We start from the raw sequence: 26,282 nt of genomic DNA, 5'->3' as shown, positions 1-26,282 counted from the left end.
AAAGTGGCACCGCTGTCTGCATGACCAGCATTGCGTGATGGGTTCGGGCTCACCAGACGGTGAGCCCAGTGTCATCAAGGTGCCCGAGCCTGCGGTTCGGCTTTCCCTCCTGACCTCATCGGCCGAACCGCTGTACGACTTACTTGAAGGGCGTCTGCAAGATGCCCATGATGGTCTGGATGCCATCGCGGTAGTTGCCAAGCCGCATGTTCTCGTCAAAGCTGTGCTGATTATTGTCGGCATTGACCAGCGGCACGATCACGAACGGGGACTTGAGCGCCTGCACCGCAGCACCGGTGGGGACGGTTCCGCCCATCATCCGGATCTGCACGGGCGACTTGCCGTAGGCATCGTGCATCACGCCCTGTAGCCATTTGCTGATCGGCGCGTCCAGATCGGTACGCGCCGCCGAACTCGACGCAGACACTTCACCGGCCGTGAGCGATGCCAGTTTCGGATAGCGCGCACGCTCTTCTGCCGTCGGCTCGCCGTTCACCAGGTGGTAGCCCTGCTTCTCGATGTGCTTGCGCAGCAGCGCCACCAGCGACTCGGGCGGCGTCTCCGGTACCGTGCGCAGATCGATATCTGCGATGGCCACTTCGGGAATAATGGTCCGCGCCTTGGGGCCGACGTCACCCGCCACAATGCCGCGTACGTTCAGGCTGGGATACTGCATCGCCTCCTGGTAATTGGCGCCGACCTTTTCCGCGCTGGCAATGCCCAACCGGCGCTTGAGCGCCGCCTCGTCGTCTGGCACCGCCGCCATGATCTTCCGGGCCCGCTCATCGAACTTTACGGGTGTGTAGTAGCCGGGGATGGTCACGCGTCCATTCTCGTCCTTCATCGACGCCAGCAAGCTCGCCATGCGTTGCACCGGATTGGCCGAGTAGTTGCCGTAGTGTCCGCTGTGCAGTCCCTGGCTTGCACCGAAGACTTTCAGCTGCACGAGCTGGATGCCCCGGTTCCCGAATACCAGCGTCGGCTGGTTGCTCTGGTGCATCGGGCCATCGAAGATGACCATGCCGTCATTTCGCAACAGCGCAAGATTCTGGGAAATGACCTGTCCAAGCGAGGGTGAGCCCTTTTCTTCCTCGGAATCGAGCAGCACCTTGATGTTAACGCCCGGCTCCACGCCCGCCGCCTTGAGCGCATCGAAGGCCGCCAGGAACATCACGATCGGTCCCTTGTCGTCCGATGAGGACCGTGCGAACAGGCGCCACTCTGGGTCCACCTGGCCACCGTACAGTTTGTCGAGAGGCAGGGTTTCCCATTTGTCGTCGGCAGCGCGCGCCTTGAGCGTGGCTTCCCATGGACTCTTCTGCGCCCACTGCGACGGTGTCACCGACTGGCCATCCAGGTGCATATAGAACAGGACAGTCTTGCGCGGTGCGGTCGCGCTTGCTCCGGGCGCCGTGTACTCGGCGTACATCATCGGCTTGTCGCCATTTGGGAGCGCCTGCGCCTGGAATCCGCGTCGGGAAAAGGCCTTGGTAAGCCAGTCCACGTTCTTTTGAATATCGGCCGGCACGGTTGCATCGTTGGGAATCGCCAGCAGCTCGACCCATTCGCGATAGCTTGCTGCTGCCGCACGGCCAGCCGATTGCTCAAGCTGGGCGCGGTCCAACGTGGTGGCGCTCACCGCCGTCCCATACGCCAGGATCATCGACGCGACAAGCGCCAGTCTGCGGAAACGATGGTGAATTCGCGAGGGGGTGCGCATGTCTTTCTCTCTGTTGGTTGTATGACGACATGCATTATGACGGCAGCCTCCACGAACAAAAAGGGGCTATGCGCCGCAATCAGCGGCAGTAGAACCCATCGCGCCCCCCTCCCCTCGGAGTCCTTCGCGCCCCCGTGGCTTTTGCCTACCGACGCTTCGCTGTCACGGCTTACTTACCTGGTATGTCTTTCGTCGAGGGCGGCGCTATTCAACCGACAGCATTGAAGGGATAGGTACGCGACTGCGGCGCCGGTTCACTGCGATCGTCCGCGGGCAGGTTGTTCGCGGCAACGGAGTGGTCTCCGCCGGGATCTTCACCTGACCGAAATGCGTCCGCAGCCTGGTGTTGCTTTCGTTTTCGCGTCTCCTGGTAAGCAGCGAAGCCCACTCCGGCACCTGCTGCTGCGATATACGCGATGAGTGGCAACGCCAGATGAACGAGTTTCCCGTTGAACATGATCGGCTCCTGCATTGTTCCAGGGATCGGCAGCATGGAAAGCTGCAGAACTGCGGCATACCCTCATCAGCATGGAGCATGCCACCCGCAGATAGTCGGGATACCACCGAGCCGCCGTCATCACCTCGGCCATCGGAAATAGACAATACTGGCCAATGCGGGACGGGCGCCGGCTATCACGTGTTTGGAACGCTTGACGCACCGGCTGCTTTCTACAACCGATGGCAAAAAAGGAGCGCACTCGATGTTCCGCCACGCGGCGGTCAAGTGAAGGGCCGCCGACTTGCCGAGGCCACGGCTGCGCCGGCCATCAGGGCGATGCGGGACGCTTCGGCGTTACGCAACTGCCCACGGCGACTGCCACACCTGATCAGGGTGTGCGCGCGGCTGGCCGCTGATCTTGAGCCGTATTGGGCGCAGGATAGACTTCATCGCTGCGGGTGAATGACTCACGCGGCGGCGGCGGCGTCGCGGTGGTATCCCTGGGAACGCCCTCGCATCCACCCATCGTCGTGGCAAGCAGGGCAATCGCTAGCGCGGTCGCCATACGGCGACACCACGTTGTACCAGTGCAAGATCTCAGTGTGTCGGACATAGACGGGTTCCCCGAAGACATATCTGAAGCATAGGTGTCTTCGGCAGGCGTGCATAAAAGAAACCGCTCAGCGCGATGGATCCTTGGCCCCCAGAGGTACGGGCTGCGTCAGCGTTTCAGGTCGAAGAATCCGGTCCAGCTCCTCTTTCGATAGCAAGCCCTTTTGCAGCACGATCTCATAGACGCTACCACCGGTGGCATGCGCTTCCTGCGCGACGGCAGTCGCGTTAGCGTATCCAATATATGGGTTCAACGCCGTGACAATACCGATGGAATTCTCCACGATCGCGCGAAGCCTTTCCTCATTCGCGGTAATGCCCTTGACGCATCGTTCTGCCAGCGTCAAACAACCATTGCGCAGGTGACTTACGCTTTTGAAGAGGCTGTGGGCAATGATCGGCTCGAACGCATTGAGTTGGAGCTGCCCTGCCTCTGCCGCGAAGGTCACGGTGACGTCATTACCAATAACTTCAAAGGCGATCTGATTGACCACCTCCGGAATAACGGGATTTACTTTTCCAGGCATGATGCTGGAACCTGCCTGCATCGGTGGCAGGTTAATCTCATTGAGACCTGCCCGTGGGCCGCTCGACAGGAGGCGCAGGTCATTGCAAGTCTTCGAAAGCTTTACCGCTACACGCTTTAGCACCCCCGAGAGTTGCACGAAGGCGCCACAGTCTTGCGTTGCCTCGATCAGATTCGGAGCCGTCTGCAGCGGGATGCCAGTAATGTCACGAAGCCGCTGCAATACCAAGGGCGCGTAGGAAGGGTGCGCGGTGATGCCCGTACCGATCGCGGTGGCACCCAGATTGATTTCGCAGATCAGCATTGATGCTTCACGCAGGCGCTGCTCATCCTCACCTAACATCACCGCGTAGGTACTGAACTCCTGGCCCAGCGTCATCGGCACGGCGTCCTGCAGTTGGGTACGTCCCATCTTGATAATGTGCGCGAACTCCGCCGCCTTGGCTTCGAATGCGCTGCGCAGCGTGGCCATCGCCTCAATGAGTCCAGCGATACCAAACCACGTCGCCACTTTTAGCGAACTCGGATAAACATCGTTGGTGCTTTGCCCGATGTTGACGTGCTCGTTGGGATGAAGATGCCCGTATTCGCCTTTGTGGTGGCCAAGCAGTTCCAGCGCACGGTTGGCGATGACCTCGTTGGCATTCATGTTTGTCGAGGTACCCGCTCCGCCTTGAATGACGTCCACGACGAATTGGTCATGCAGATGACCACCGATGATTTCCTTGCAAGCGTCCACGATCGCGTTGCATCGCGGCTCGTCAAGGAGCCCCAACTCATGGTTGGCAAGGGCGGCCGCCTGCTTGATTGCCGCAAGCGCCTTGATTAACTCGGGGTAGATGGAGATGGGTGTCCCGGTGATCGGAAAATTCTCAACGGCGCGCAGGGTGTGTACGCCATAGTAGGCATCCGAAGGGACGTCTTTGTCCCCGATGAGGTCGTGTTCGGTACGAAACGATGTGGCGGCCATGGCTCGATCCCTCAGCAGCATGCGTATCGTGAAGTGTATGAAGTTACACCGCCCGAGTGGGTCTTATGCAAAGAGAGTATTAGGCCGACCGCGATGGTGACGGTTATGCGCCAGGAACATCTGTTGTCAGACGTTGCCCGTGGGCCGAAGTAGCGGAAGGCAGTATGCAAAGAAAGCCTGTCATGGCCGGCGCCAGCAGTGCCGGCATCGGTCCAAAATAATTTACATTGCTATTTAGCTCGCAAAACGGGGCGGCGCATTTCGGGAATGTCATTTTTCGGAATGAAAACAATGGGTTACGTCGATTATCGCTGTATGGCGTTGGGCAAATCCCCTAGTTTGCTTCCCCGCATAGTCGCTATCGCCTTGCGCTGGGCGAAGGCAAAGATTTCGCGGCAAATCACCTGGCACCAACTTGGCACGGCTATTGTCCTCAACACCGGCACAGCAGCATGCGGCCAGGCTGGGCATCGACCATGGTGTCGCTGCTCTGCGCACCGTTTTTCGGGGCCCCGGTGTTGAACTCTCCGAAATCGCGCGCGACGGCGGGCGGCTGGCGACGTCTTATCCCCAACGCGCAACTACAGGTTAGCGCCGCTCTTGCCAGTGTTGCGGTATGGACACGAAGCATGCGCCCTGCCCTGCGGTTCCGGCGCGTTGCTTTGCACCGGTCAATTTGTAGCCCCGCCGTTCAGTGACAGCGTATGGGTTGTGCGACTTGAATATGTTGATTGTCGCTGTTGGCGCCAAGTGGTACTGAATCCCGAGCGGGATGACCGTTACCCGGCTAGCTCTGCGCTCACCGCAGAATGGTGCAAGGATTACACTGGGCTCCACAAATCGCGGCGCAGATTCAACCATAGCTGCTTTGCCGCCGACCCGAGGCTGTTTAGGCTGGGAGCCACTCTCATCTTTCACGGCCCCGGCCATCTTTCCAACGCGGTCTGCTATACCAGCAAAAATGCCCGGATCGCCAGAAACGAGCCGAGGGCGGCGCAATACTTCTTCCCCGCGCTCTGCTCAGCGGCCCCGGTCCGGAACGGCGCTCCCCACTACCTGCGCGGCATCTTTCCAATAGAAACCCTTGAAAATCAAGCTGTTACAACCGCCCGTCGGACGTGTCTCGAACATATACACCACCCATCAGGGAAAGTAGATCTCGGTAACTCGTTGATTTAATTGACTTTCTACTAGAAAGCCAACAAGAGCCTCTCAGTGCTGTCATCCGTCCGCCAAATTGGACAGTCACTTGCCGTCGCGACCACAGATACCGATCCAAAAAATCGAATGCAAGAGCAAACGCCAGGTTCGTCTCACAGCGAAGTAATTGAAAACACGGCGGCAGAAGCCCACACCCATTGATAGCCATACCCGATACCCATGCTAGCCGAGCGATGACCGTCGGATGCTCACCTGCCCCTTTTGCACCGCCAGCGCGAAGCGCAGGTTCAGCGGCAACGAACCACCCTGCCCCATGACGACCTGGGCATGCGCATCGATCCGTCCCAAGCTGGTCCCGTCGCGTCTCACGACCGTCAACCCGTGCGACTTGGCGAGAATCGAATTCAAAAGGTTCTTCGCGCTTTGCGCCTCAGTGGCAGCACGGATCGTCGCTTCCTTGCCCGAGGCAATCGCAGCGAAGTCCAGATCCTTCCCCGCAAGCGACCGGATGTAGGCGTATGCCTCCCGGCCAGAAAGCGTCGACAGGCGTTCGCGGAATGCCGTGGCAATGGCCTCAAGTCGCTTGCCATGACGCTTGGCAATGCTCATGAGCGAAAACACGGCTCGCGCAGTCAATCCGAGCTTGAGAAGCCAAGCCAACGAAAGCGGTACCTTGGAAACTGAATCAATTCCCACCGGCGGCTCGCTTGCGAATGAATTCTGTAAAGACTTCTGCTTGTTGGTATGTTCCTTATATTGGCCGTCTTCCATTGTGAGAGACGGTTCCTTGTGGATAACTTTTCGGCGCCTATCTTCTTTTGATGACCTGCCGACGAGGCCAAGAAGAATCCGTGCCTTCTCTGTAAGGCGAACCGGCGAGACGTGGAACCGCCCGGAGCGCGCAATGCGGATCTGCTCGCGAACGACGTAACCATGGCGCTCCAAATCGGCAAGGCCACGATAGAGGGACGACTCGCTGTTGAGTAGAGACTCGGCGCGCAGCAAATCCCGGCGCGGCCAGATGGACGAGGAGGGGCGAGACAAATTGAAGAATCGCAGAATGCCAAAAAGGACCCGGCGGGCGGTAGTCCCGAGGTCCAGGCAATTAAGCGGATCGAATACGGCGGCTCGGGCTTCGATGAGCGCGAGGGGTAGGGTAGAAGGGCGAGCAATATCCTCGCCCGGCGCGTAGCGTTGCGCAATAGTCATACTGACTCCGATTTTCCAAGGACGAAGGCCCTCCGGAGCTTGACTAGGCAAAATGACTCGCTACACTGAACACTCGTTGCGACTCGTGTTCACGGTTCCCGCCGTAGATACGTGTAGGTTGAGTTTTGAGCTATCAAACTCCACCAAACCGAGTTTCGGATTCCCGTCCGAATCTCAGCAGAGGCCTGGGTTCCCGCCCAGGCCTTTGTCTTTGTGGTGAGGGATGTGTCAAAAACGCGGTTTACTTCATTCGTTTCACTCTCTCAATGACTTGTAAAAGGCAGAAGTTCTGCTTTTTAGTTGTCCGTCTGGGCGTTGGCCTCGATAAACTCCCGCACCCGCTTTTCCCAGGCTTGGGCGTCTTCGGCCTTCTTGAACTTCAGCGTGACCGTCCCGTTACGGGTCGTCACTGCACACAGTTCACGCGTTCCCACCTTGATCCGATGCGTTTCACCCGCCGCCGGGGCGATAGTTCTTTGCCGCACGCGCGCATGGAGAAGGGCGATCGCTTGCTTCTGCGTGACTTTCTCGTCGCTCAGAAGCTTCGTTACGACCTCCGTTACCGCGGCTTCCTGGTCCGGGTGCTCGCCCAGAAACGTTGCCATCTCGTAAGCCGCGTTTACGCCCAAGCGGCCACGATCCTCTGCCGCGTCCAGCGCCGCGATGGCGGGTTCGGGCAAACGTGCATACGAGAAGAGCTTGCTCAGGTGCCCTGCGGAAATGCCCGCAGCCGCCGCAATATCCTGTTGCGACTGGCCCGTACGATCGAGGTGCTTTCGAAACCCAAGGTACTTTTCGAAGTCGGGCAGCGACGGGGACAGCAGGTTCGAATAGAACGCCGCTTCCTCGATCTGCTCGACATCCGCGAGATCGGCAAATACCGCTGGGATCGCGTCCCGGCCGAGTTCCTTGAAGACGTAAAACCGGTTGTGACCGGCTACGAGTTCCTTCTTGCCGTCCCCGCGCACGACGAGCGTGATCGGGTGAACCAGCTTGTTATTACGCAGGTTCTCCCGTAGCTCGGCATACTGTTCAGGCGTAAGCTTTCGCCGACGTCCGGGGACTTCGGTAATCTCGTCGAGCGCGACTTCGACGGCCTTGCCGATGCTCGCTTCGAGCTCGGCAACCCGGCGTTCGGCCGCCGCGACGGCAGACTGCACTGCCAACATGCGGCCTGGCGACGTCTTGGGCTCGTTGGCTTCGGATTTAGGCGTATTGGATTTGACTGCGATGTTGGCGGTCTTCGCCAACAATTTGTCGCCGATTCTCATACTTCCTTCCTTTCTGTCCACGCCCTGACGAACTGGTCGTCGATATGCAGGGCGAGCTTGTCCAGCGGATCGCGGAAACGCTGATACGCTTCGACGCTGCCGTCGGGCTTGGATAGGTCATAGACGGTCGCCAGCTGTGCCGAGGCGCCCTTGGGGACCGATGACTCGGGAATTTCGATGCTCAGTACACGATTGCCGTAGGCCTTGACCATCCACTCGCGCACGACCCGCGACACTGCATCCTGCTTCACCTTGGTGAGCACGATGTTGATGAAGTCATAGCGTTTGGATTCCAGTACCCCAGGCAGCTTCTTCGCGATATCCGAGAACAGGTGCCAGAACTGCGTCGAGCTGGCAAAGTCCAGACCGTCAGGCGGGCAGGGCATCAGAATGCCGTCCGAGGCAATCAGCGCATTGATCGTGATGTAGCTCAGTGCAGGCGGCGTGTCGATGACAATCACGTCGTACTGCTCGGACAGCGGCACCAGAGCCTTGCGCAGGATGTCCCAGAACTCGAAGCCCGACTCGGACAGCACCTTCGACGGAATCTCGAATTCCGCATCGAACAGTGCCGACGAGGCCGGGATCAGATCCAGGTTGTGCCAATAGGTCGTCTGGACGGCATAGTCCAGCGTCGTCTGGTCGCCATAGATCAGCGGCAGCAGCGTCTGCTCTTCGGCAATCTCGGCATCCGGGGCCCAGCCGCAAAGCTGCGTTGTCGTGCCCTGCGGATCGCAGTCGACGATCAGGACCCGTCTGCCGAGCAGCGTCAAAGCTTGCGCGAGGCAGACCGCGGTCGTGGTCTTGGCGACGCCGCCCTTGAAGTTACCGACCGTGACGATCCGCCCGCGCTGGCCGTCGGGCCGCTTCATTCTGCCGTTAGCGTGCCGTACCCAGGTAATGGCATCTTCCAGGCTGAAGACCTTCGCCCGGCCATTGCCCTGTGAGGTACCCGTCGGCAACCCACCTTTGGTGGCAAGATAGTGGAAGCGCGCCTTGTCGACCCCGCAAAGCGTGGCAATCTGGCTGCTCGTGAACGAGGGCGGAATCTTACGGGGATAAGGTTCCAGCATGGCATCCCGAATTTGCCCAAAGACGTCGTTAGCCTGCGCCGCAACGGCCGCAAGCCCGTCGATGGACAGGCCGTGGTCGTCTAAAAAGTCTGGGCGCGGGAGTTCTGCCTTGAGTAAGCTCGTGCGTGCCATAACAGTCGTGAATCCGTAGGAAAGGCCCATAAGCGCCTGAACGGCGCTGAACCTAAAACTTAGACGCTTTCCGTCAATTAAATGGTTGGCCGTAGAATAGCGACCGTATACGTAAACCGCAAGAAGTTTACGTCACACCGAGGCGTATACACGTCAATTACTTGTCAGCCGTGATGGATGCAGATGTCGCGTGCGGGGGGCTGCAAGCGCGAATGGCGTTTTCCAGAAGTAGCGACCCGCCCAATCGGGGTCAGCGGGCCCGGCGGCTCGGGCGCCGCGGATCTGGACCCGCGGCCAATATAAAGCCGGTAGCAAACCGAGAGTGACTGCTCACATATAACGTGAAAGAGGGCGGTCGGCCGCTCGTCGGCGCCAAAATCGGGCCACTACCTGCGACTGGCACAAGTCCACATGGATTGGGTTCGCGATCTCGTTAATCGCGCGCCGCACCGCCTAGCAAGGGCGACTGCAGCAGCGACACGACCCGCTTCAAGCTCGATGGGGGCGTCGCGCCGGCCAGATCGCTCAAGCAAACGGGAAGGGCCCTTCGAACTGGCCCACGTAGCTGAGGTGAGTGACACCCTCGCCCGTGTCCGGCGCCCAACGGTGCAGCAGGAAGGCGGCGGGTTCCAAATAAGAGGCCGGCAGGGCGTCCTCATGGACACGCAAAGCAATCTGCGTTGTGGTGCTCGGACACGTTGACACTGGCACTGCACCGATGCGCGTCTGCATCGTACGGTGAACATGTCCAGCGATGATGCGGTCGATATTGTCGTGTCGAGAGATCAGATCGCGGAAGGGAGCCAGATCGCGCAATCCGTACTTGTCGAGATAGGGGATGCCGGTGCTGAACGGCGGATGATGCATGGCAACGACACACCGTCGGCCTTTGTTCGAACCAAGTTCGTGACCAAGCCACGCCAGCGTCGAACGATCCAGCTCGCCATGGTGGAATCCTGGAACGGTGGTGTCGAGGGCAAGGAAGCGAACGGCGCCGATGTCAAAGGCGAAGTTGAGAGGGCCGTCTCCCGATGCCGATGGCCAAGGCTGATCGTGAAATGCCTCTCGCAAATGTCGTCGGTCGTCGTGGTTGCCTGGCATCAGCAAGTATCGGGGTTCCAGCCTGCCAAGAATTTCTCTCAGCATGGCATAGGCCTCAGACGAGCCGTCGTCAGTCAAGTCGCCGGTAATCAGGACGGCATCCGGGGCAGGCCGCAGGCGATTGACGGCTTCTACGGCCGACACCAGCATTGCATTGGAATCCACGAGGCTTTGATACAGCAAGCCTTTGGGTCGTACATGGACATCCGAGAGTTGCGCAACGACGGTCATGAGATTTCCCTCTTGTTGTTGCCCTGCGTCCTAGACGAAGCCGACGGCTTTCATTGCCTCGCGAACCGCCGTAGTGACGGTTACCGTGCGCTCATGGTGATCCCGGCTGGCGCCCACCTGCGTAGGGTATGACTGGTCAGCGGGCTGAGTCGGTCAGGTACGTTGTCAGAAGCCGCCGCGGTCATCGTACTCCATAGTCAGTTCGACCAGCCTGCGCGTGGCGTGACCATAGCGATGCGCGATGTCGATCAACGTGCTGCGCAGTTGCCTGGCCGGCAACGTGTCGGATTCCAAACGAACCCGATAGGCGTTACCGTGGGAAGCGGGCGCTGCCGGCTCAAGCGTCAAGCCGCTGCGCATCCGTACGGAACCTGACGCTACGGCGACGGCCGTTGATCTGTAGGTCCGCGACCAGGCGTCCGCTGCCAGGGCGAGCTGAATGTCATCGATGCCATCCATCACGGGAATCGCTATGGTTTCGTGTCGCCAGAACGTGAGGGTATTGGTGACGAGCGTCTGCAGGCTGCGCGCATCGATGCGGAATGGGGCGGCATCATGGGTGGTCCCCCAATCGCTCACGCCAATCGAGGCGGCCACCGATCTCGCCTGCGCCCGGCCGGCGATGGCGTGGACAATGGCCACACTGATCGGCACGGATGCGCTGACGCCCGTTGTCGAGATGATGCCGCGGTCGGCAACGTAGCGGCGATCGGGCACGTGGATGGCCCCTGGATGTCTGCCAAGCAGTGTGGCCCTGTCATACCAGTGCCCGGCGAACCGACGATGATCGAGAAGCCCCGCGTTGCCCACCACCAGTGCGCCCGAGCATATCGCTACGATTACGGCACCCTTGGCAGCTTGGGCGCGAATCCAGCCGATGATGACGGGGTCATTGTCGGCATGCATCGCCGGCACGATGACGTAGTCCGCGCCCTTTGGATATCGGCTGTCAAAAGCCGCCACGTCATTGGGCAGGTGGACGGCGAGGGCGGGCATCAGATTCACGCGTCCCGGTTTTGACGCCACGGCCTCTACTGTGGCAACGTTTGCCCGGCGCAATACGGCGTAGGGCACCAGAAAATCAGTGGTTTCCGTACCTTCGTTAAGCGCAAGCACGGCAATGACGGGCTGTTTCTGGCGTGGGGAAGGGATCGGCATGTCCCCGGCGGAGATAGAATCCCCGCCGTGTGCTGACCCGCTGGCCATCTGCAGACTGGCCATCACAACGATCGAGACGAACCTGAACGGGAATGCCACGCTATTTTCTCGAAATCCTGAACATGCCCGCAGGGTACGGAGCACGCTGATGGCGAGCAAGGACAACATTGCCGCACTTTCTGCCAGCGTTGGCACAGGCGCGGTGCCGACCCGCCACGTTGTTTTGGTGGCATTCGACGGGGTCGAAGCCATCGATGTCGCCGGGCCCGCCAGTGCACTGAGCAAGGCAGCCGAGTACGTTCCAGGCGCGTATCGACTGACGATTGCCTCGCCGAGCGGGGGGGATGTCAGAACCAACGCTGGCCTGACCATTGCCGCGACCGACGCCCTGAGCGCAGTAGCGGCGCCCATCGACACCCTTGTCGTGGCAGGCGGCGATGAGCCTGCCTTGCGTGCTGCCATTGTCGAGCAAGGGGTGGGCGAATGGGTGGCGCGCATGGCCCCCGAGGTTCGACGCGTGGCCAGTGTTTGTACAGGTGCGTTTGCGCTGGCGGCAGCCGGCCTCCTCGACGGCAGGCAATGCACGACGCACAGGAATGCGTGCGCGATGCTGCAATCGATGTTTCCGAAGGCCCACGTACTGAACGACCCCATCTATGTGTGTGACGATGGTCTCTGGACTTCCGCTGGCGTTACCACGGGACTCGACATGACCCTCGCGATGATCGCGGCCGATCTGGGTCAGTCCGTGGCGATAGAGATCGCCCGCAATCTGGCCGTCTACATGCTGCGCGGCAGCACCGAATCGCAGGACAGTCGCACGTTGGCGGCACAGGCCGGCGCAACGCCGCGCGTGCGAGGGTTGGTGACCTGGGTCATGAACAACCTGTCAGGCGATCTTTCGGTCGAAGCGATGGCGCGTAGGGTCCTCATGAGCCCCCGCAATCTGGCCAGGGCGTTTGTGGCGGAGACCGGCAGCACCCCTGCAGCCTTTGTCATGCGCGAGCGATTGGACCGGGCCACGACGCTACTCCTGCAAACGGATTGGCCGCAGGAGAAGATCGCCTCGGCGAGTGGATTCCGGTCAGTGGACGCCTTTCAGCGCAGTTTCGGTCGAGAGAAGGGCTGCACGCCTGACCTGTACCGCTCGAATGGCGGAAAGTCGGTTGCATGAGGTCTTCCTGGCAGCCCTCTTGATCAGTGACGTTAGCAACTGTCCCCTGTTACCTGACTACTGTCCGCGCCCGTACTTCAGGCGGCAAAAAACGCTGGTTCCGTATCAAACATGGCCCAGCATCTTCCACCACAGCGGGCCGACGACGAGCCAGACGAACATGTAGATCAGGCTCATCAGGAAGCCGGCTTTCCACCATTGCCCCTGGGACACATACCCGGCGCCGAACATGACCGGACCGGAGCCAATGCCGTATTGCGTCAGGCAACCGTTGATGTTGCTCAGAATGCCGAGTGCGACCGCCGCAGTGAACGGCGGAATGCCGGCGGCAACCATCAGCGCCATCGACAGTGGAAACAATGCGCTGATGTGCGCCGTTGCACTGGCAAAGAAGTAGTGAACGTAGCAGTAGATCGCAGCCACAAGCATGTAGACGGCAAGCCTGTGATACCCCTCCAGATGGGCACCGAACTCCTTGCCGAACCAGCTCACCATGCCGTATTCATTGAGCTTGGAAGCCAGCATGATCAGGAGGCCGATCCATATCATGGTGTCCCATGCCGCCTTCTCGTCCAGGGCGTCCTGCCACGTCAGCACGCCGGTGAGAAAGAGCAACGAGACACCCAGTGCCGCCGCAAGTGTCGCGCTGATCTTCATGTCCTCTCCGAATATCCAGAGAATGAGCAGACCGATAAAGATGACGGCCATGATGATCTCCTTGATGGAGATCGGCCCCATGGCAGAGAGCTCCCGCTGAGCGAGGCTAGTCGCGTCCGGCGTCTCGCGGATTCGCGGCTGCGCAATCCATAGCATGGCGACGGGAATAATGGCCAGGCACAGCAAGCCTGGGACGGAAGCCGCCACCGCCCATTCGAGCCAACTGATGGAAACACCCTGATCGGCGGCAAGCTTGACGGCAAGCGGGTTACCCGCCATGGCCGTGATGAACATGCCTGCTGTGATGATGTTGGCATGAAAGGCACATAGGATCAGATAGGTGCCGACCTTGCCGCGGGATTCCGGATCATTCGCATGGCTGCCGAGGATTTCCGAAATGGCCCGCGTAATCGGCAACATCACGCCGCCTGCGCGGGCGGTGATACTTGGCATTGCCGGCGAGATAATCAACTCGGTCAGCGCAAGGCCATAACCGAGTCCCAGTGTCCGCTTGCCCAATAGACGCATGAACATCAGCGCGATGCGGCGGCCGAGGCCGGTCTTGATCACGCCCCGTGAGATGAAGAAGGCGAGCATCACCAGCCAGACCAGGTCCGTCCCCGTCGATTTGGTAACGTCGGAAAAGGCGAGTACGCCGACGAGCACGCCCACCGTGGAACCAATAAGGGCCACCGCCGACATCGGCAAGGGCGCAGTCATGATGCCGGCGATGGTTGCCACGAACACGGCGAACATGTGCCAGGCTTTGAGCTGGAGGCCATCCGGTGACGGCAGGTACCACAGGACGATGCCAAGTCCCACCGGCACAAGCAAACGCCAAGCCTTGCTCAAATGTCCCGCCGGGGGCGATGCCTTGCTGGTCGGGGAACTTCCGGCCGGGGAGTCCTTGGGGGGAGAGATGGCCATGATGAACCTCCTGGTTCGCTGCTGATGCGGCCGGTCCGGTGCACTGAAAAAATGGCTACCGGCCCCGTAGCACGCTGTCAGTCGCCTCTTTGACGATGCGCGCACTGCGTTGCAGGGCCGCACGTTCGTCGGGGCCGAGTTCCGGATATGCCAGCAACCGTGCGCCGCTGCCGTTGACCACGGTCGGCAACGACAGACATACCGTTGCGACGCCCTCGACCTCGGGGTGCACGATGGCGACGGTGAGAACTTGATCGGTGTTGTGAACGATGGCCTCGCAGATTCGGCCAATCGAACTGGCGATGCCGTAGTGCGTGGCGCCCTTGCCTTCCTTGATGAGCTTGGCGGACTCATGTACAGAGCGCAACACCAGGTCGCGACTGGCGGGGCCAAGCTCCTTGCCCGTCCTGGTCAGGAAGGTTTCAAGAGGCATGCCGGATACGGTCGCCCCGGACCAATCGATCACCGCCGATTCGCCATGCTCGCCAATGACATAGGCGTGAATCGCAGGCGCGACCACCCCAAGTCGTTCTGAAAGCAATGCGCGCAGCCGGCCGGTGTCCAGCGTGGTACCGGTGCTGATGACGCGTTCCGGCGCGCATTGCAGTCGGTCAAGTACGACCCCGGCTATGACGTCGCAAGGATTGGAAGCGACCAGGTAGATCGCATTCGGGGCAAGCGGCGCGGTGCGTCCGACAATTTCGAGGGCCACATCCGCATTGGTTTTCGCCAGGTCCAGGCGGGTCTGACCGGGCTTCACCCCGGCGCCGGCGGTAATCACGATGATGTCGGCGTCTTGTGCATCGTCGAGATCACCGGCAGTGAAGCGGTTGTGACCCCAGAATGCGGCGGCGTGGACGAGATCGAGCGTCTGTCCCTCGGCGCGAACTCTCTCGATGTCGACCAGGACGATCTCCGCGCTCGGGATCGCCAGGGCAGCAAACAGGGCCGCCGAGTCACCAACCAGGCCTGCCCCGACGATAGCGATCTTGGGTTGCCGCATGCCCGCTCTCCTTCCTGGCCAGCGTCGCGCCCACGGCTCCATGTCGGGGCCAGGCAGCGTACGACGCGACATCTGCGTCTAATTTGGCGGACTATGCCGCTTTCGCCATTGGACCTTGGGCTAATCCCGTCGAAAGTACTCACTGTTTGCTTTTCGGGCCTCGATAATGAGACGCAGGGCCGCCCGGAAAGGGGCGTATCCGAGATATGACCGGACCGACAATTCGGACGGGCTCTCCAGAGCGATTCGTGCGCTCTGGATCTGCCTGTTGGTTTGAACCGGAAGGAGGAACGCAAAGATGGCCTCGTCGACCGCGCTGACATCCCCCTTTGTTTCCACTGGCAATCTGCCCGGGCACGACGCGGTCCGGTCGCTGGTCGAAGCGGCTTACGAGCGCTTCCGCGATGAAGCCGGTGGCAAGCTGGCCGACTACATCCCGGCGCTGGCCGAAGCGGATGCCTCCGCCTTCGGCATTTGCGTTGCCAACACGCAGGGGGACACGTTCATGGTCGGCGACGCGACACAGCCGTTTTCGATCCAGAGCGTGTCCAAGCCTTTCGTATTCGCGCTGGTATGCGACGAGGCCGCGGCGCGGCTTGGCGTAGACGCTACCGGCCTGCCCTTCAACTCCATCATGGCAATGGAACTGCGCGCCGATGGCACCAGTAATCCCCTTGTCAACGCCGGGGCGATTGCCGCGACAAGCCTGGTGCCAGGCACTGACGCCGCGGACCGCTGGGATCGGGTTCGCCATGGGTTGTCTCGCTTTGCTGGGCGGGAACTGGAATGCGATGCGCGCGTCTACGCCTCAGAAGCGGCCACCAACCAACGCAACGCGGGCTTAGCGCACCTCCTGCGCGGGCATGGCCGGCTTTATTGCGATCCGGATGAAGCCGTGGACGTCTACACGCGGCAATGTGCGCTGCTGGTCAGTGCGCGCGACCTTGCGCTGATGGGTGCTACCTTGGCCAGTGGGGGCGTCCATCCAGTGACGGGCGAGCAGGTCGTCAGGGCCTCGACATGTCAGCGTGTACTGGCGGTCATGGCGACAGCGGGTCTGTACGAGCGCTCGGGGAGCTGGCTGTACGATGTGGGCCTGCCAGGCAAGAGCGGCGTCAGCGGGGGCATCCTGACGATCGCACCCGGCAAAGGCGCAGTGGCGACATATTCGCCCACACTGGATGCCGCCGGCAACAGCGTGCGGGGTCAGCTAGTCATGCGGTTCCTGTCCGAGCACCTGGGTCTGAACCTGTTCATTTCCGAGCCTGCGGCGCGTAGGTCCGGATAGCCCTGTCCGGCCAGGTGCGAGCCACGCCCGGTAGCACATCCCCCGCGCCGCTACGCTCAGTTCAGGTGCACGTTTGCACTTTTGACGATCTTGCCCCACTTTGCGACGTCCGATTGCATCAGCATGGACAACTGCTTTGGCGTGCTGGCTTCCAGGATCACACCCTGGTCGGCCAGCCGCGCAGCAAGATCCGGCGCGGCCACTGCCTTCTGGACCTGGGTGTTGAGCAACGCGACGATCTCCGGCGATATGCCGGCAGGTGCCAGTAGCGCGAACCAGTTCTTCACGTCGAACCCGGGAAGTCCGGCTTCGGCCAGTGTCGGAATGTCCGGGCTCATTGGCAGGCGCTTGGCCCCTACGACGCCAAGTGCTTTTAGCTTGCCGCTCTTCACCAGCGGCATGGAAGACGGCACGCTATCAAAGAACACCGAGACATTGCCGGCAAGCAAATCGGGCATGACGTTATTGCTGCCTTTATACGGGACATGAAGCATGTCGGCGCCAGTGGACAACTTGAACATTTCCAGTTCAAGGTGAGACAGCGTGCCGTTTCCTTGCGAAGCGGCGCTGATTTGTCCGGGCTTTGCCTTGGCCAATGCGATCAGTTCCTTGACCGAATTTGCCGGGATCGAGGGGTTCACGACCAGCATATGGGGGACATGGCCCACCAGTGAGATTGGCGTGAAGCTTTTCAGAATATCGAAGCCCAGCCTGGGGTACAGGTTCGATGCGATGGCAAGCGAGCCTGACGCCAACAATAGCGTGTAGCCATCCGGGGCCGCTTTCGCAACGATGTCCGATCCGATGGTGCTGCCTGCACCAGGCCGGTTCTCGACCACCACAGGCTGTCCAAGGCCTTCGGATAGCTTCTGCGCAATGGCCCTGCCCAGGACGTCAGTGGCACCGGCCGGCGGAAAAGGTACCACCAGTCTGATCGTCCTGGACGGATATGTCTGCGCCAGTGCGCAGCCGGCACCGACAGCCAGCACGCCAAAGGACAGCGCCAAGGCTGCCCAGTGCGCAATCTTTTTCTTCATCAAACGCTCCCCGAATGTCCCGATGCCAATGAGTCTGTGTTCAACATGCAGTGGCGGATCAGGGAGCAACGTCCGTGCCAGCTTCGTGCGCCGGGCTACAGGTTCCTATCGAAAACGACGGCAGGCGCCGCCGCGGCGCGGTCAGGCGAACACCTCGGCCTCGTCAAGGGTACGCCCGGCGGCGTCCTTGGCAGCCACCATCGGCATGCCGGACAGCGGCCATTCGATGGCGACACGCCCGTCGTTCCATCGCAAAGAGCGTTCGTGTTCCGGGTGCCAGGTATCCGTGGTCTTGTAGAGGAATTCCGCAGAGTCCGACAGCACGAGGAACCCGTGCGCAAATCCTTCCGGAATCCACAACTGGCGCTTGTTTTCGGCGGACAACACCTCGCCGACCCACTCGCCGAATGTTGGCGAACTGCTGCGCAGGTCCACGGCCACGTCAAACACTGCGCCCGACACGACGCGCACGAGCTTGCCCTGCGGATGTCGAATCTGGTAGTGCAGTCCGCGCAGCACGTTGCGGGCCGACCGGGAGTGATTGTCCTGGACGAAATTGCGCTTCAACCCGGTAGCGGCTTCAAATTCGATGCCGTTGAAGCTCTCGAAGAAGAATCCTCGCTCGTCGCCAAACACCTTCGGTTCGACGATCAGCACATCGGGGATCCGGGTAGGAACAAGGTTCATGGTCATGGCGCACCTCTAGGAGGATGTCTCGGAGAACATTTGCCTCATGACGAGGCTGAGTCCGTCTCGCCAGTGCGGCAGCTGCAGGCCGAACGTCTCCCGCAGCTTTCCCGTGGCAAGCCGGGAGTTCGCGGGGCGATGGGCCGGCAATGGATAGTCTGCCGTGCCAATCGGCTGAACCTTGCTGGGGTCGGCTTTGAGCAGTGCCCCGAGCGCGGTGGCCTGCCTCAGCACTTCCACTGCATAAGCATGCCAGTTCGTGTATCCGCCAGCGGCAAGGTGATAGAGACCCGCCGGGAAGTCCGCACGGTCGCCGAAGAGCCAGTGTCGGGCCACGATGTGCGCCGTGACGTCGGCCACAAGGCTGGCAGGCGTGGGCGCGCCAAACTGGTCCGACACGATGCGCAGCGTGTCGCGGTCACGACCGAGTTTCAGCATGGTTTTCGCGAAGTTGCGGCCATACGCGCCGAAGACCCAGCTGGTGCGCAAGACCAGCGATGTCGCCTGGGTTGCGAGCACCGCTTCTTCGCCGGCCAGCTTGCTTTCTCCGTAGACCGATAAGGGATTGGGGACATCCGTTTCGGAATACGGGCCATCCGCTGTGCCATCGAACACGTAGTCGGTGGAATAGTGCACGAGCAGCGCGCCAAGCACGCTCGCCTCCTCGGCTAGGATGCCGGGTGCATCGCCATTGATGGCAAATGCAAGATCGGCGTCATGTTCGGCCTTGTCGACGGCCGTATAGGCTGCCGCATTGACGATGACGCTGGGCGCAATGTCCCGCACAAGGTCGCGCAACCGGGCGGTATGGGCGAGGTCGCATGCAGCGTGGTCCAGCGCGATCACGCGACCGAGCGGGGCAAGGCTGCGGCACAGTTCAAAGCCAATCTGGCCGTTGCAGCCCGTCACGAGCAGCGTGCGCACGCCGAGGTTGTCACGCGGCATATTGGGTCTCCACCCACTTACGGTACTCGCCCGACATGACGTCACGTACCCATGGCTGGTTGTCGAGGTACCAGGCGACTGTCCTGGCCAGGCCGGTCTCGAAGGTTTCGGCGGGGCGCCAGCCCAGTTCGCGTTCGAGCTTGCGGGCATCGATGGCGTAGCGGCGGTCGTGGCCGGGGCGATCCTTCACGAAGCGGATCAGGTCGCGATAGGAGCCCGCGGTGCGCGGTTGCAGCGCGTCGAGGTGGTCGCACAGCGCGTGGACGACTTCGAGATTCGTTTTCTCGTTCCAGCCGCCCACGTTATAGGTCTCGCCGACCCGCCCGCGCGCAAGCACTTCGCGGATCGCCGCGCAGTGGTCGCCGACATAGAGCCAGTCGCGCACGTTAGCGCCGTCGCCATACACCGGCAGCGGCTGTCCCGCCAGCGCGCTGGCAATCATCAGCGGTACCAGTTTTTCCGGAAACTGGTACGGGCCGTAGTTGTTCGAGCAGTTTGTCGTCAGGACGGGCAAGCCATAGGTGTGGTGCCAGGCGCGCACAAGATGGTCGGAAGCCGCCTTCGACGCCGAGTAGGGGCTGTTTGGCGCGTAGCGGGTGGTCTCCGAAAACGGGTCGTCAGCGGGCCCCAGGGAGCCGAACACTTCGTCGGTGGAGACGTGCAGGAAGCGAAAGCCCGCCTGTTCGGCGTCGGGCAATGCGCTCCAATAGCCGCGCACGGCTTCCAGCAGCGTATAGGTGCCGCCGATATTGGTATCGATGAAGGCCGCCGGCCCGCGGATGGACCGGTCGACGTGGCTCTCCGCCGCAAAGTGGATGACCGCGCGCGGGCGGTACCGGGCAAGCAGGTTGTCCATCGCTGCCCGATCGCCGATGTCGGCCTGGACGAAGATGTGGCGCGCGTCGCCATCGAGTTCGTCCAGGCTGTGCCGGTTTCCGGCGTAGGTGAGCTTGTCGACGTTGATGACGCGGTCGGCCTCGGGCGGACGCGCGGGCGGACCTCGGAGCCAGTCGAGCACGAAGTTTGCGCCGATGAAGCCGGCCCCGCCGGTGACGAGTATGGATGACATGTGACCCCCCTCGCGCCGGTTCAGCGGCCTACGATGCGTCGCGCCAGGGCCTTGGCGTAAGGCGGGGTAATGCCGGTCAGGATGTCGCGTGCCGTCAGCGGAAAGCGGGCGCCGGGCGCCGCCTGGAAGCGCGTCGTGTGGACGTCTGCCACCTCGTCCTCGGGGCGACCGTTTGAATAGTAGTAGAGCGCGATCGACCGCCGCGAGACACCTTGCGGGCATGCCAGCGGCACGGGGTGCCCGTGCCAGGAACATTCGTTCGTATTGAACACGACCAGCCGGTTGCCGATGGGCGCGATCTTCTGCACGCAATGCTGCACGCCCTCGTCCCACAGTTGCAGGTGGCCGCCCCAGCTATCGTCCCAGGTGTCGTTCAGGTAAAGCAGTACGTTCACCCGTCGGTCGAGCTTCCATTCCAGGTGGTAGTTGTAGTCGATATGCAGGCCCAGGTGGCCGCCGGGCAGGGTCTGGTGTAGCCCGCCGCCATGCAGGTGAGGGTCCGGCACCAGCCCGCGCACGCCGGTCAGCGTCTCCAGGAACCGGATGAAGCCGGGGCCGTTCAGTTCGACGATCAAGGCGCGCAGCGCCGGCGGAATGGCGTAGAAGTCCTGGATCTGGAGCTTGAGGTTTTCGGCAGCCGACTGATACTTGAACCAGCTGCCTTCCTTCCGGCTGGGGAACGCGTCGCTGGCTTCGCGGTAGATGTCCGGGTCAAGGAAGTCGTCGATACAGGCATGCGGGAAGGGCGGGGCGGTCTTGTACGGCTCGGCGAGTTCGCGCGCCATCCAGTCGAGTTTGGCCAGGTCAAGCAATTCGTTACGCATGCTCAGCACTCCTCAGGTTGCGGTGGGGTCCGACCCTGGGCTCGCCGGCCCCTGGTTCCGATACTCGGTGGGCGACAATGCAAACCGCTTGCGGAAGATCTTGCCGAGCCGGTCGCCGTTGCCCATGCCGCAGCGCCGGGCAACCTTGTCCACCGGCAGCGTTGTCTTGACCAGCAACTGGCAGATCATGTCGAGCCGCGTCTGCAACAGGTATTCCGACGGCGTCATGCCCATCGTGAACTTGAAGCGGCGCAGGTAATTGCGCTCGCTCATCGCGGCAAAGCGCGCGGCGTCGGCAACCGAGATGGGCTCCATGTAGTGCTCGGCGATCCAGCGCGCCGAGGCCAGGATCTTGTTTGCCGTGGCGGTGGAGAGGTCTGGCGTCTCGTCCGTGTCGTAGGGCTCGATCTCGGCCATCGTCTCGCGGCGCGGGTCGAGCTGCCTGGCCACTTCGTCGGCCACCTCGGGGCCCAGGTCCGCCTCGATCTGGGCGAGCGCCATGTCGATGGCCGACGGCATGATTTCGGGCGCATGGTCCGCGCCGCCCCGGCACCAGAAGACCGACGCGGCCGCCGCGGCATTCCCGTCCTGGCCGCTTGCCGCCTCGGCGCGCGACACCCGTGGCGCCAGCAGCCCGCGGCCCCACGTGCTGCGCTCCAGCGCCGATGCACTGACTTCCATGATGGCGCTGGTCACACGGGCATCACGCTCGCTGGCTGGCTCGCGCTCGCTGCAGGCGATGAACACGGCCCCAAAGCCCCGCTGACCCGCCGCATCGAGACCCTGGGTCCAGATGCGCACCGACGACGAACACGCGATGTTGCCGCCGCGATACGACAGCAATGACAACTGGTAGAACGGCCGGCCGTTGCGTTGCAGTTCCAGCTCGTTCGCCACGCGGAAGGCCTCGGCAATGATGCCTGCCGTCAGGAGCGAGCATCCGTCGAACAACAGCAGGCCAATGCGTTGCGTGTGGGCATGTCCGACGACGGGATAAGGCCCCGGGGGCCGGGTCGGCGCAGGCATCTCGGCAAGGTGATCCATGGCGTGTCCACCCTTTGCGAAGGCGATTCAAAGGCGAATCTATTGCATTGCATCATATCCAACTTGCCGCAATGCACAATGGTCCGTGGCCGATTTTTCCGTGATGTTGGCCGATTGGTGCGGGCGCCATAGAAAATCAATAAGAAAATGCGCGATACGCCGCAACACGATTATCAGAAATGAATCAATTTTAGTAATTGTTACGCCACGTCCAGCCGTCCCTGCATGTGGATATGCGAATAACATTAACCAAATCAGAGACTTCACTGCCATTGTGCAATGCGGATTCTGCTTGGATGCGTTGCGGTGCATTCGCGCACCGCAGACGGGAATCGTGCACGCATATCAGTAAGACCGCGTGATGACATAATGGTCTTGTATCACCGAAAATACGTTTTATTGCCGGTTTTCAAGTTGCATCGGTCAAATCCTCTGCATTATCGGCCATTGGACAAATGGTGCATTCCTGCGCATCTATGCTTCGGTGCAGCAAAGCGGTTTCATGCCGCAAGCGCTGCCCGAACAGGAGCCCAGCATGCCTATCACTGCCCCCGCCGATCTCCCTTCCCATGCCGCCGTCACGCCCAACGGCGTCCAGAGCGCGCTGCGGATCCGCCCCGTGGTACTGGCCGGGGGGGCGGGTACACGGCTTTGGCCGCTGTCCCGCAAGCACTATCCGAAGCAGCTGATCGATGTGATCGGGCGTGACTCGCTGCTGCAGTCCACGGTGCGGCGCATGGCGGTGCTGCGCGATGGTCGTCACGGCGATGCCGCTGCGATCATTGTGTGTGGCGAGCCGCATCGGTTCATGACGGCGCAGCAGCTTGCCGCGTCCGGCACAGCGGCACAGATCGTGGTGGAGCCGGCTGGGCGCAACACGGCGCCGGCGCTGACACTGGCTGCGCTGCTGGCGATGGCGCAGGGTGAAGACGGCATCCTCGTCGTCATGCCAGCCGATCATGTCATCGCCGATACGGAGGCATTCGGCTACGCCATCGCGCATGCCGCCCGGTACGCGGAGCAGGGCGCCATCGTGACGCTTGGCGTGCCGCCTACCCGCCCCGATACCGGCTACGGCTATATCCGCATCGGCGCCGCGCTGGGCGGCGTGGCGCGCGCCATCGACAGCTTTGTCGAAAAGCCTGCCGCCGAGCTTGCGCAGCAGTACGTGGCGTCTGGCGAGTACTGGTGGAACAGCGGCATCTTCGTCGTACGCGCCAGCACGTGGCTGGCGACGCTGCAGCGCCTGCAGCCAGACATGCACGCAGCTTGCGCCAGTGCCTTCGCGCAGGGTCGTCAGGACGGCCCGTACTTCCACCCCGATGCCACCGCGTTCGCGGCAATCCCGTCCGACTCGATCGACTACGCCGTCATGGAGCACCTGGCGCGCACCGACGGCGTGCAGGGCGTGGTGGTGCCGCTGGTGGCGGGCTGGTCGGACCTGGGCTCGTGGGACGCCGTATGGGATGCCATCGACAAGGACGGCGACGGCAATGCCGCGCGGGGCCGGGTGATGTACGAAGGCGCTACCTCGTGCTATGTCCACGCCGACGGCAGGCTGGTGGCGTGCGTAGGCACCACGAACCTGATCGTCGTGGAAACGCCAGATGCCGTGCTGGTCGTGGACCGTTCCCAGGTGCAGGGCGTCAAGGGGCTGGTGGAACGGCTTGCCAGGCAGCACGGCAGCGAGGCCGAGAACCATCGCAAGGTGCAGCGGCCGTGGGGTTGCTACGACTCGCTCGATCAGGGCGAGCGCTTTCAGGTCAAGCACATCGTCGTGCACCCCGGGGCATCGCTATCGCTGCAGCTACACCACCACCGCGCCGAACACTGGACCGTGGTGCGGGGCACGGCACGCGTCACGCGTGGCGAAGAGCAGTTCCTGCTGAGCGAGAACGAGTCGACCTATATCCCGATTGGCGTCACGCACCGCCTGGAAAACCCCGGGAAGCTGCCGCTCGAAGTCATCGAGGTGCAATCGGGCGCCTACCTTGGCGAAGACGACATCGTCCGCATCGCCGATACCTACGGGCGCTGCACCTGAACATCGCGCAGGTTACGGGAGAAGGCCATGCGATTCATCAAATCACTGCTTGCCAGATCCGGCATCCTGCCGGCGCGCTTTACTGCGGCAGCGCCGGCCATGTCGCCGGCCGTGGCCGATGTCTACACACCGTCGCACGACGCCGGCCGGCGTTACGCCGGCGCTTACGGCCACGCCGCCAAGCGCGCGTTCGATGTTGGCGCGGCGCTGGTGCTGTTGCTGCTGCTGTCGCCGCTGATGCTGACGGTGGCCCTGCTCGTGATGCGCGACGGCGGCCCGTGCGTGTTTGGCCATACCCGGGTCGGGATGAATGGCCGGAAGTTCCGTTGCCTGAAGTTTCGCTCGATGGTGCGCAATGCCGATGCGGTGCTCAAGGAGCTGCTCGCCAGCGATCCGGTGGCACGCGCCGAGTGGGAAAAGGACTTCAAGCTGCGCAACGATGTCCGCGTCACGGCGTTGGGGCGCTTCATCCGCAAGACCAGTATCGACGAACTGCCCCAGCTATGGAACGTGGTGCGCGGCGACATGAGCCTGGTGGGGCCGCGTCCGGTCGTGGAAAAGGAGCTGGAACGCTACGGCGAATCGGTGTCGTACTACCTGCGCGTGCTGCCTGGCATCACCGGCCTCTGGCAGGTCAGCGGACGAAACGATGCCGACTACGACAAGCGCGTGACGCTGGATGTCGCCTACGTCCGCAACTGGACCTTTGCCGGCGATATCGTGATCCTGTTCAAGACAATCGGTGTGGTGATCCATGGTCGTGGCGCATACTGACCTGCCCTGGCGCAAGCGCCTGGCGGCCGTCCTGCTGTGGGGCGTGGTACTGCACTTCCTGGGCGGCTGCGCCATGGCGCCTGGCATGACCTACAAGGCCACTACGCCGGCGCCGCAGCCGGGCAGGGAATCGGCGCAGCCAGCCGCGCCGGCAACCAGTCTGCCGCCGATGCCGGGCGTGCAGTCCGTGTCGCGCGACAGCCTGGTGGAGATCGACAGCGCGCTGCTTGCGTCGCAGCGTGCGGCGCAGCCCGAAGGCGTGGCGCCGGAGGTGCGCGCGCTGTTCGACAAGCCGCGGCCCTACGTGCTGGGCCCCGGCGATGTGCTCAGCATCGTGGTCTGGGGGCATCCCGAGCTGAACCTGCCCGCGCTGCAGGTCACCAGCGGCGTCGATACGTCGGGATCGAATGCCGTGGTCACGGGATACACCGTCGACGCACGCGGCAATGTTCAGTACGCCTTTGTCGGCATGGTGCCGGTTGCGGGTCTGACCGAGGCCGAAGCGCGCGACCGGCTCACGCAGCGGCTGGCTGAATACGTGCGTAATCCACAGGTGACGCTACGCATCCAGGCGTATCGCAGCAAGCGCGTGTACATGGACGGCGCCGTGCAACAGGCCGGCCTGCAGATCATCAACGACGTGCCGATGACGCTGCCCGAGGCCATCAATCGCGCCGGCGGGTTCAGCGCGGCGGCCGACCGCTCCTGGATCGCCGTCACGCGCGGCGAGCAAACGGCGCGCGTGAACCTGCCCGACCTGATCGCGAAAGGCGCGAATCCGTCCGACATCCTGCTGCGCGATGGGGATCTCGTGCGTGTCTATGCCGCGAACGACAGCAAGGTCTATGTGATTGGCGAGGTGGCACGCAACGCCGCGCTGACGATGAACAATGGCAAGTTGAGCCTGAACCAGGCGCTCGGCGATGCCGGCGGAGTGAGCCAGTATTCGGGCGATGCGCAGCAGGTGTATGTGGTGCGCGGCAACGGCGGCACGCAGCCCCGGGTCTTCCATCTGGATGCCAGCACGCCTTCGGCGATGGCGCTGGCCGACGGGTTCGCGCTCCAGGCGAACGACGTGGTGTTCGTCGACACCTCTTCACTCGTGCGCTGGAGCCGGGTGGTCAGCCTGCTACTGCCCACCGCGCAGACCGCGACGGCAAGCCGTGCGCTGGCGCCGTAGGCCTTGCGAATTCCAGGAGACACCCG

At 62.1% G+C, this 26,282-nt stretch carries 20 protein-coding genes and 1 pseudogene; 5 read left to right on the top strand and 16 right to left on the bottom strand.

What is annotated here, in order from left to right:
• Positions 1 to 139: 139 nt before the first annotated feature.
• The 8 genes from AC3G88_RS26095 to AC3G88_RS26060 form a co-directional block, all read right to left on the bottom strand.
• The gene (locus tag AC3G88_RS26095; protein ID WP_488894138.1) at positions 140 to 1,720 is read right to left on the bottom strand and encodes a M20/M25/M40 family metallo-hydrolase; all 1,581 of its coding nucleotides are present in this window, start codon (positions 1,718 to 1,720) and stop codon (positions 140 to 142) included.
• Positions 1,721 to 1,928: 208 nt separating this feature from the next.
• Complete coding sequence (locus AC3G88_RS26090; RefSeq protein ID WP_488894137.1) at positions 1,929 to 2,213, bottom strand: hypothetical protein; 285 nt, start codon at positions 2,211 to 2,213, stop codon at positions 1,929 to 1,931.
• A gap of 626 nt (positions 2,214 to 2,839) precedes the next feature.
• The gene (aspA, locus tag AC3G88_RS26085) at positions 2,840 to 4,267 is read right to left on the bottom strand and encodes an aspartate ammonia-lyase (RefSeq protein ID WP_488894136.1); all 1,428 of its coding nucleotides are present in this window, start codon (positions 4,265 to 4,267) and stop codon (positions 2,840 to 2,842) included.
• A gap of 1,383 nt (positions 4,268 to 5,650) precedes the next feature.
• Entirely contained in the window at positions 5,651 to 6,637 is a 987-nt protein-coding gene (locus AC3G88_RS26080) for a hypothetical protein (protein ID WP_488894135.1), read from the bottom strand.
• Between the two features lie 296 nt (positions 6,638 to 6,933).
• Complete coding sequence (locus tag AC3G88_RS26075) at positions 6,934 to 7,908, bottom strand: ParB/RepB/Spo0J family partition protein (RefSeq protein WP_488894134.1); 975 nt, start codon at positions 7,906 to 7,908, stop codon at positions 6,934 to 6,936.
• Complete coding sequence (locus tag AC3G88_RS26070; protein WP_488894133.1) at positions 7,905 to 9,113, bottom strand: ParA family protein; 1,209 nt, start codon at positions 9,111 to 9,113, stop codon at positions 7,905 to 7,907. The genes AC3G88_RS26075 and AC3G88_RS26070 overlap by 4 nt, the downstream gene beginning before the upstream one ends.
• Positions 9,114 to 9,638: 525 nt before the next feature.
• Entirely contained in the window at positions 9,639 to 10,445 is an 807-nt protein-coding gene (locus AC3G88_RS26065) for a phosphodiesterase (protein WP_488894132.1), read from the bottom strand.
• A 165-nt stretch (positions 10,446 to 10,610) separates the two neighbouring features.
• The gene (locus AC3G88_RS26060) at positions 10,611 to 11,702 is read right to left on the bottom strand and encodes a DJ-1/PfpI family protein (protein WP_488894131.1); all 1,092 of its coding nucleotides are present in this window, start codon (positions 11,700 to 11,702) and stop codon (positions 10,611 to 10,613) included.
• 49 nt (positions 11,703 to 11,751) lie between these two features.
• Between AC3G88_RS26060 and AC3G88_RS26055 the strand changes: the two genes are divergently transcribed.
• Positions 11,752 to 12,777, top strand: a complete 1,026-nt coding sequence (locus AC3G88_RS26055) for a GlxA family transcriptional regulator (RefSeq protein WP_488894130.1) — start codon at positions 11,752 to 11,754, stop codon at positions 12,775 to 12,777.
• 105 nt (positions 12,778 to 12,882) lie between these two features.
• Here the strand turns inward: AC3G88_RS26055 and AC3G88_RS26050 are convergent, their stop codons facing one another.
• The gene (locus AC3G88_RS26050) at positions 12,883 to 14,361 is read right to left on the bottom strand and encodes a DASS family sodium-coupled anion symporter (protein ID WP_488894129.1); all 1,479 of its coding nucleotides are present in this window, start codon (positions 14,359 to 14,361) and stop codon (positions 12,883 to 12,885) included.
• A 55-nt stretch (positions 14,362 to 14,416) separates the two neighbouring features.
• A complete protein-coding gene (locus AC3G88_RS26045; protein WP_488894128.1) occupies positions 14,417 to 15,364 on the bottom strand; it encodes a lactate/malate family dehydrogenase in 948 nt (315 codons plus the stop codon).
• Positions 15,365 to 15,662: 298 nt separating this feature from the next.
• On the opposite strand from AC3G88_RS26045, the gene glsA reads away from it, so the two are divergent.
• Positions 15,663 to 16,652, top strand: coding sequence for a glutaminase A (gene glsA / locus AC3G88_RS26040; RefSeq protein WP_488894127.1), 990 nt, complete (start codon positions 15,663 to 15,665; stop codon positions 16,650 to 16,652).
• A gap of 56 nt (positions 16,653 to 16,708) precedes the next feature.
• On the opposite strand, the gene AC3G88_RS26035 is transcribed toward glsA, so the two are convergent.
• The 6 genes from AC3G88_RS26035 to AC3G88_RS26010 all read right to left on the bottom strand — a co-directional run bounded on the left by AC3G88_RS26035 (position 16,709) and on the right by AC3G88_RS26010 (position 22,258).
• Complete coding sequence (locus AC3G88_RS26035; protein WP_488894126.1) at positions 16,709 to 17,689, bottom strand: Bug family tripartite tricarboxylate transporter substrate binding protein; 981 nt, start codon at positions 17,687 to 17,689, stop codon at positions 16,709 to 16,711.
• Between the two features lie 141 nt (positions 17,690 to 17,830).
• Positions 17,831 to 18,382, bottom strand: a complete 552-nt coding sequence (gene rfbC / locus AC3G88_RS26030; protein WP_488894125.1) for a dTDP-4-dehydrorhamnose 3,5-epimerase — start codon at positions 18,380 to 18,382, stop codon at positions 17,831 to 17,833.
• Positions 18,383 to 18,391: 9 nt separating this feature from the next.
• Complete coding sequence (gene rfbD, locus AC3G88_RS26025) at positions 18,392 to 19,321, bottom strand: dTDP-4-dehydrorhamnose reductase (protein WP_488894124.1); 930 nt, start codon at positions 19,319 to 19,321, stop codon at positions 18,392 to 18,394.
• Positions 19,311 to 20,390: a dTDP-glucose 4,6-dehydratase gene (gene rfbB / locus AC3G88_RS26020; protein WP_488894123.1), complete on the bottom strand. Its 1,080-nt coding sequence runs from the start codon at positions 20,388 to 20,390 to the stop codon at positions 19,311 to 19,313. Before rfbB ends, rfbD begins: the two co-directional genes overlap by 11 nt.
• A gap of 20 nt (positions 20,391 to 20,410) precedes the next feature.
• Positions 20,411 to 21,214, bottom strand: a complete 804-nt coding sequence (locus AC3G88_RS26015; protein ID WP_153949667.1) for a 2OG-Fe(II) oxygenase — start codon at positions 21,212 to 21,214, stop codon at positions 20,411 to 20,413.
• Positions 21,215 to 21,226: 12 nt separating this feature from the next.
• Positions 21,227 to 22,258, bottom strand: coding sequence for a GlxA family transcriptional regulator (locus AC3G88_RS26010; RefSeq protein WP_488894122.1), 1,032 nt, complete (start codon positions 22,256 to 22,258; stop codon positions 21,227 to 21,229).
• A gap of 535 nt (positions 22,259 to 22,793) precedes the next feature.
• Here AC3G88_RS26010 and AC3G88_RS26005 point away from each other — a divergent pair.
• The 3 genes and pseudogenes from AC3G88_RS26005 (at position 22,794) to AC3G88_RS25995 (ending at position 26,256) form a co-directional block, all read left to right on the top strand.
• Positions 22,794 to 24,302 carry a mannose-1-phosphate guanylyltransferase/mannose-6-phosphate isomerase gene (locus tag AC3G88_RS26005; RefSeq protein ID WP_488894121.1) on the top strand — a complete coding sequence of 503 codons (1,509 nt, stop codon included), beginning with the start codon at positions 22,794 to 22,796 and terminating at the stop codon, positions 24,300 to 24,302.
• 150 nt (positions 24,303 to 24,452) lie between these two features.
• Positions 24,453 to 25,076 (top strand): annotated as a pseudogene (locus AC3G88_RS26000) (sugar transferase); the annotation flags it as partial.
• Positions 25,057 to 26,256: a polysaccharide biosynthesis/export family protein gene (locus AC3G88_RS25995; protein WP_488894120.1), complete on the top strand. Its 1,200-nt coding sequence runs from the start codon at positions 25,057 to 25,059 to the stop codon at positions 26,254 to 26,256. The pseudogene AC3G88_RS26000 and the gene AC3G88_RS25995, both read left to right, overlap by 20 nt.
• Positions 26,257 to 26,282 lie beyond the last annotated feature (26 nt).

Source organism: Cupriavidus sp. 86D6, assembly GCF_057815095.1.
This window is presented reverse-complemented; position numbering and strand designations above follow the sequence as displayed.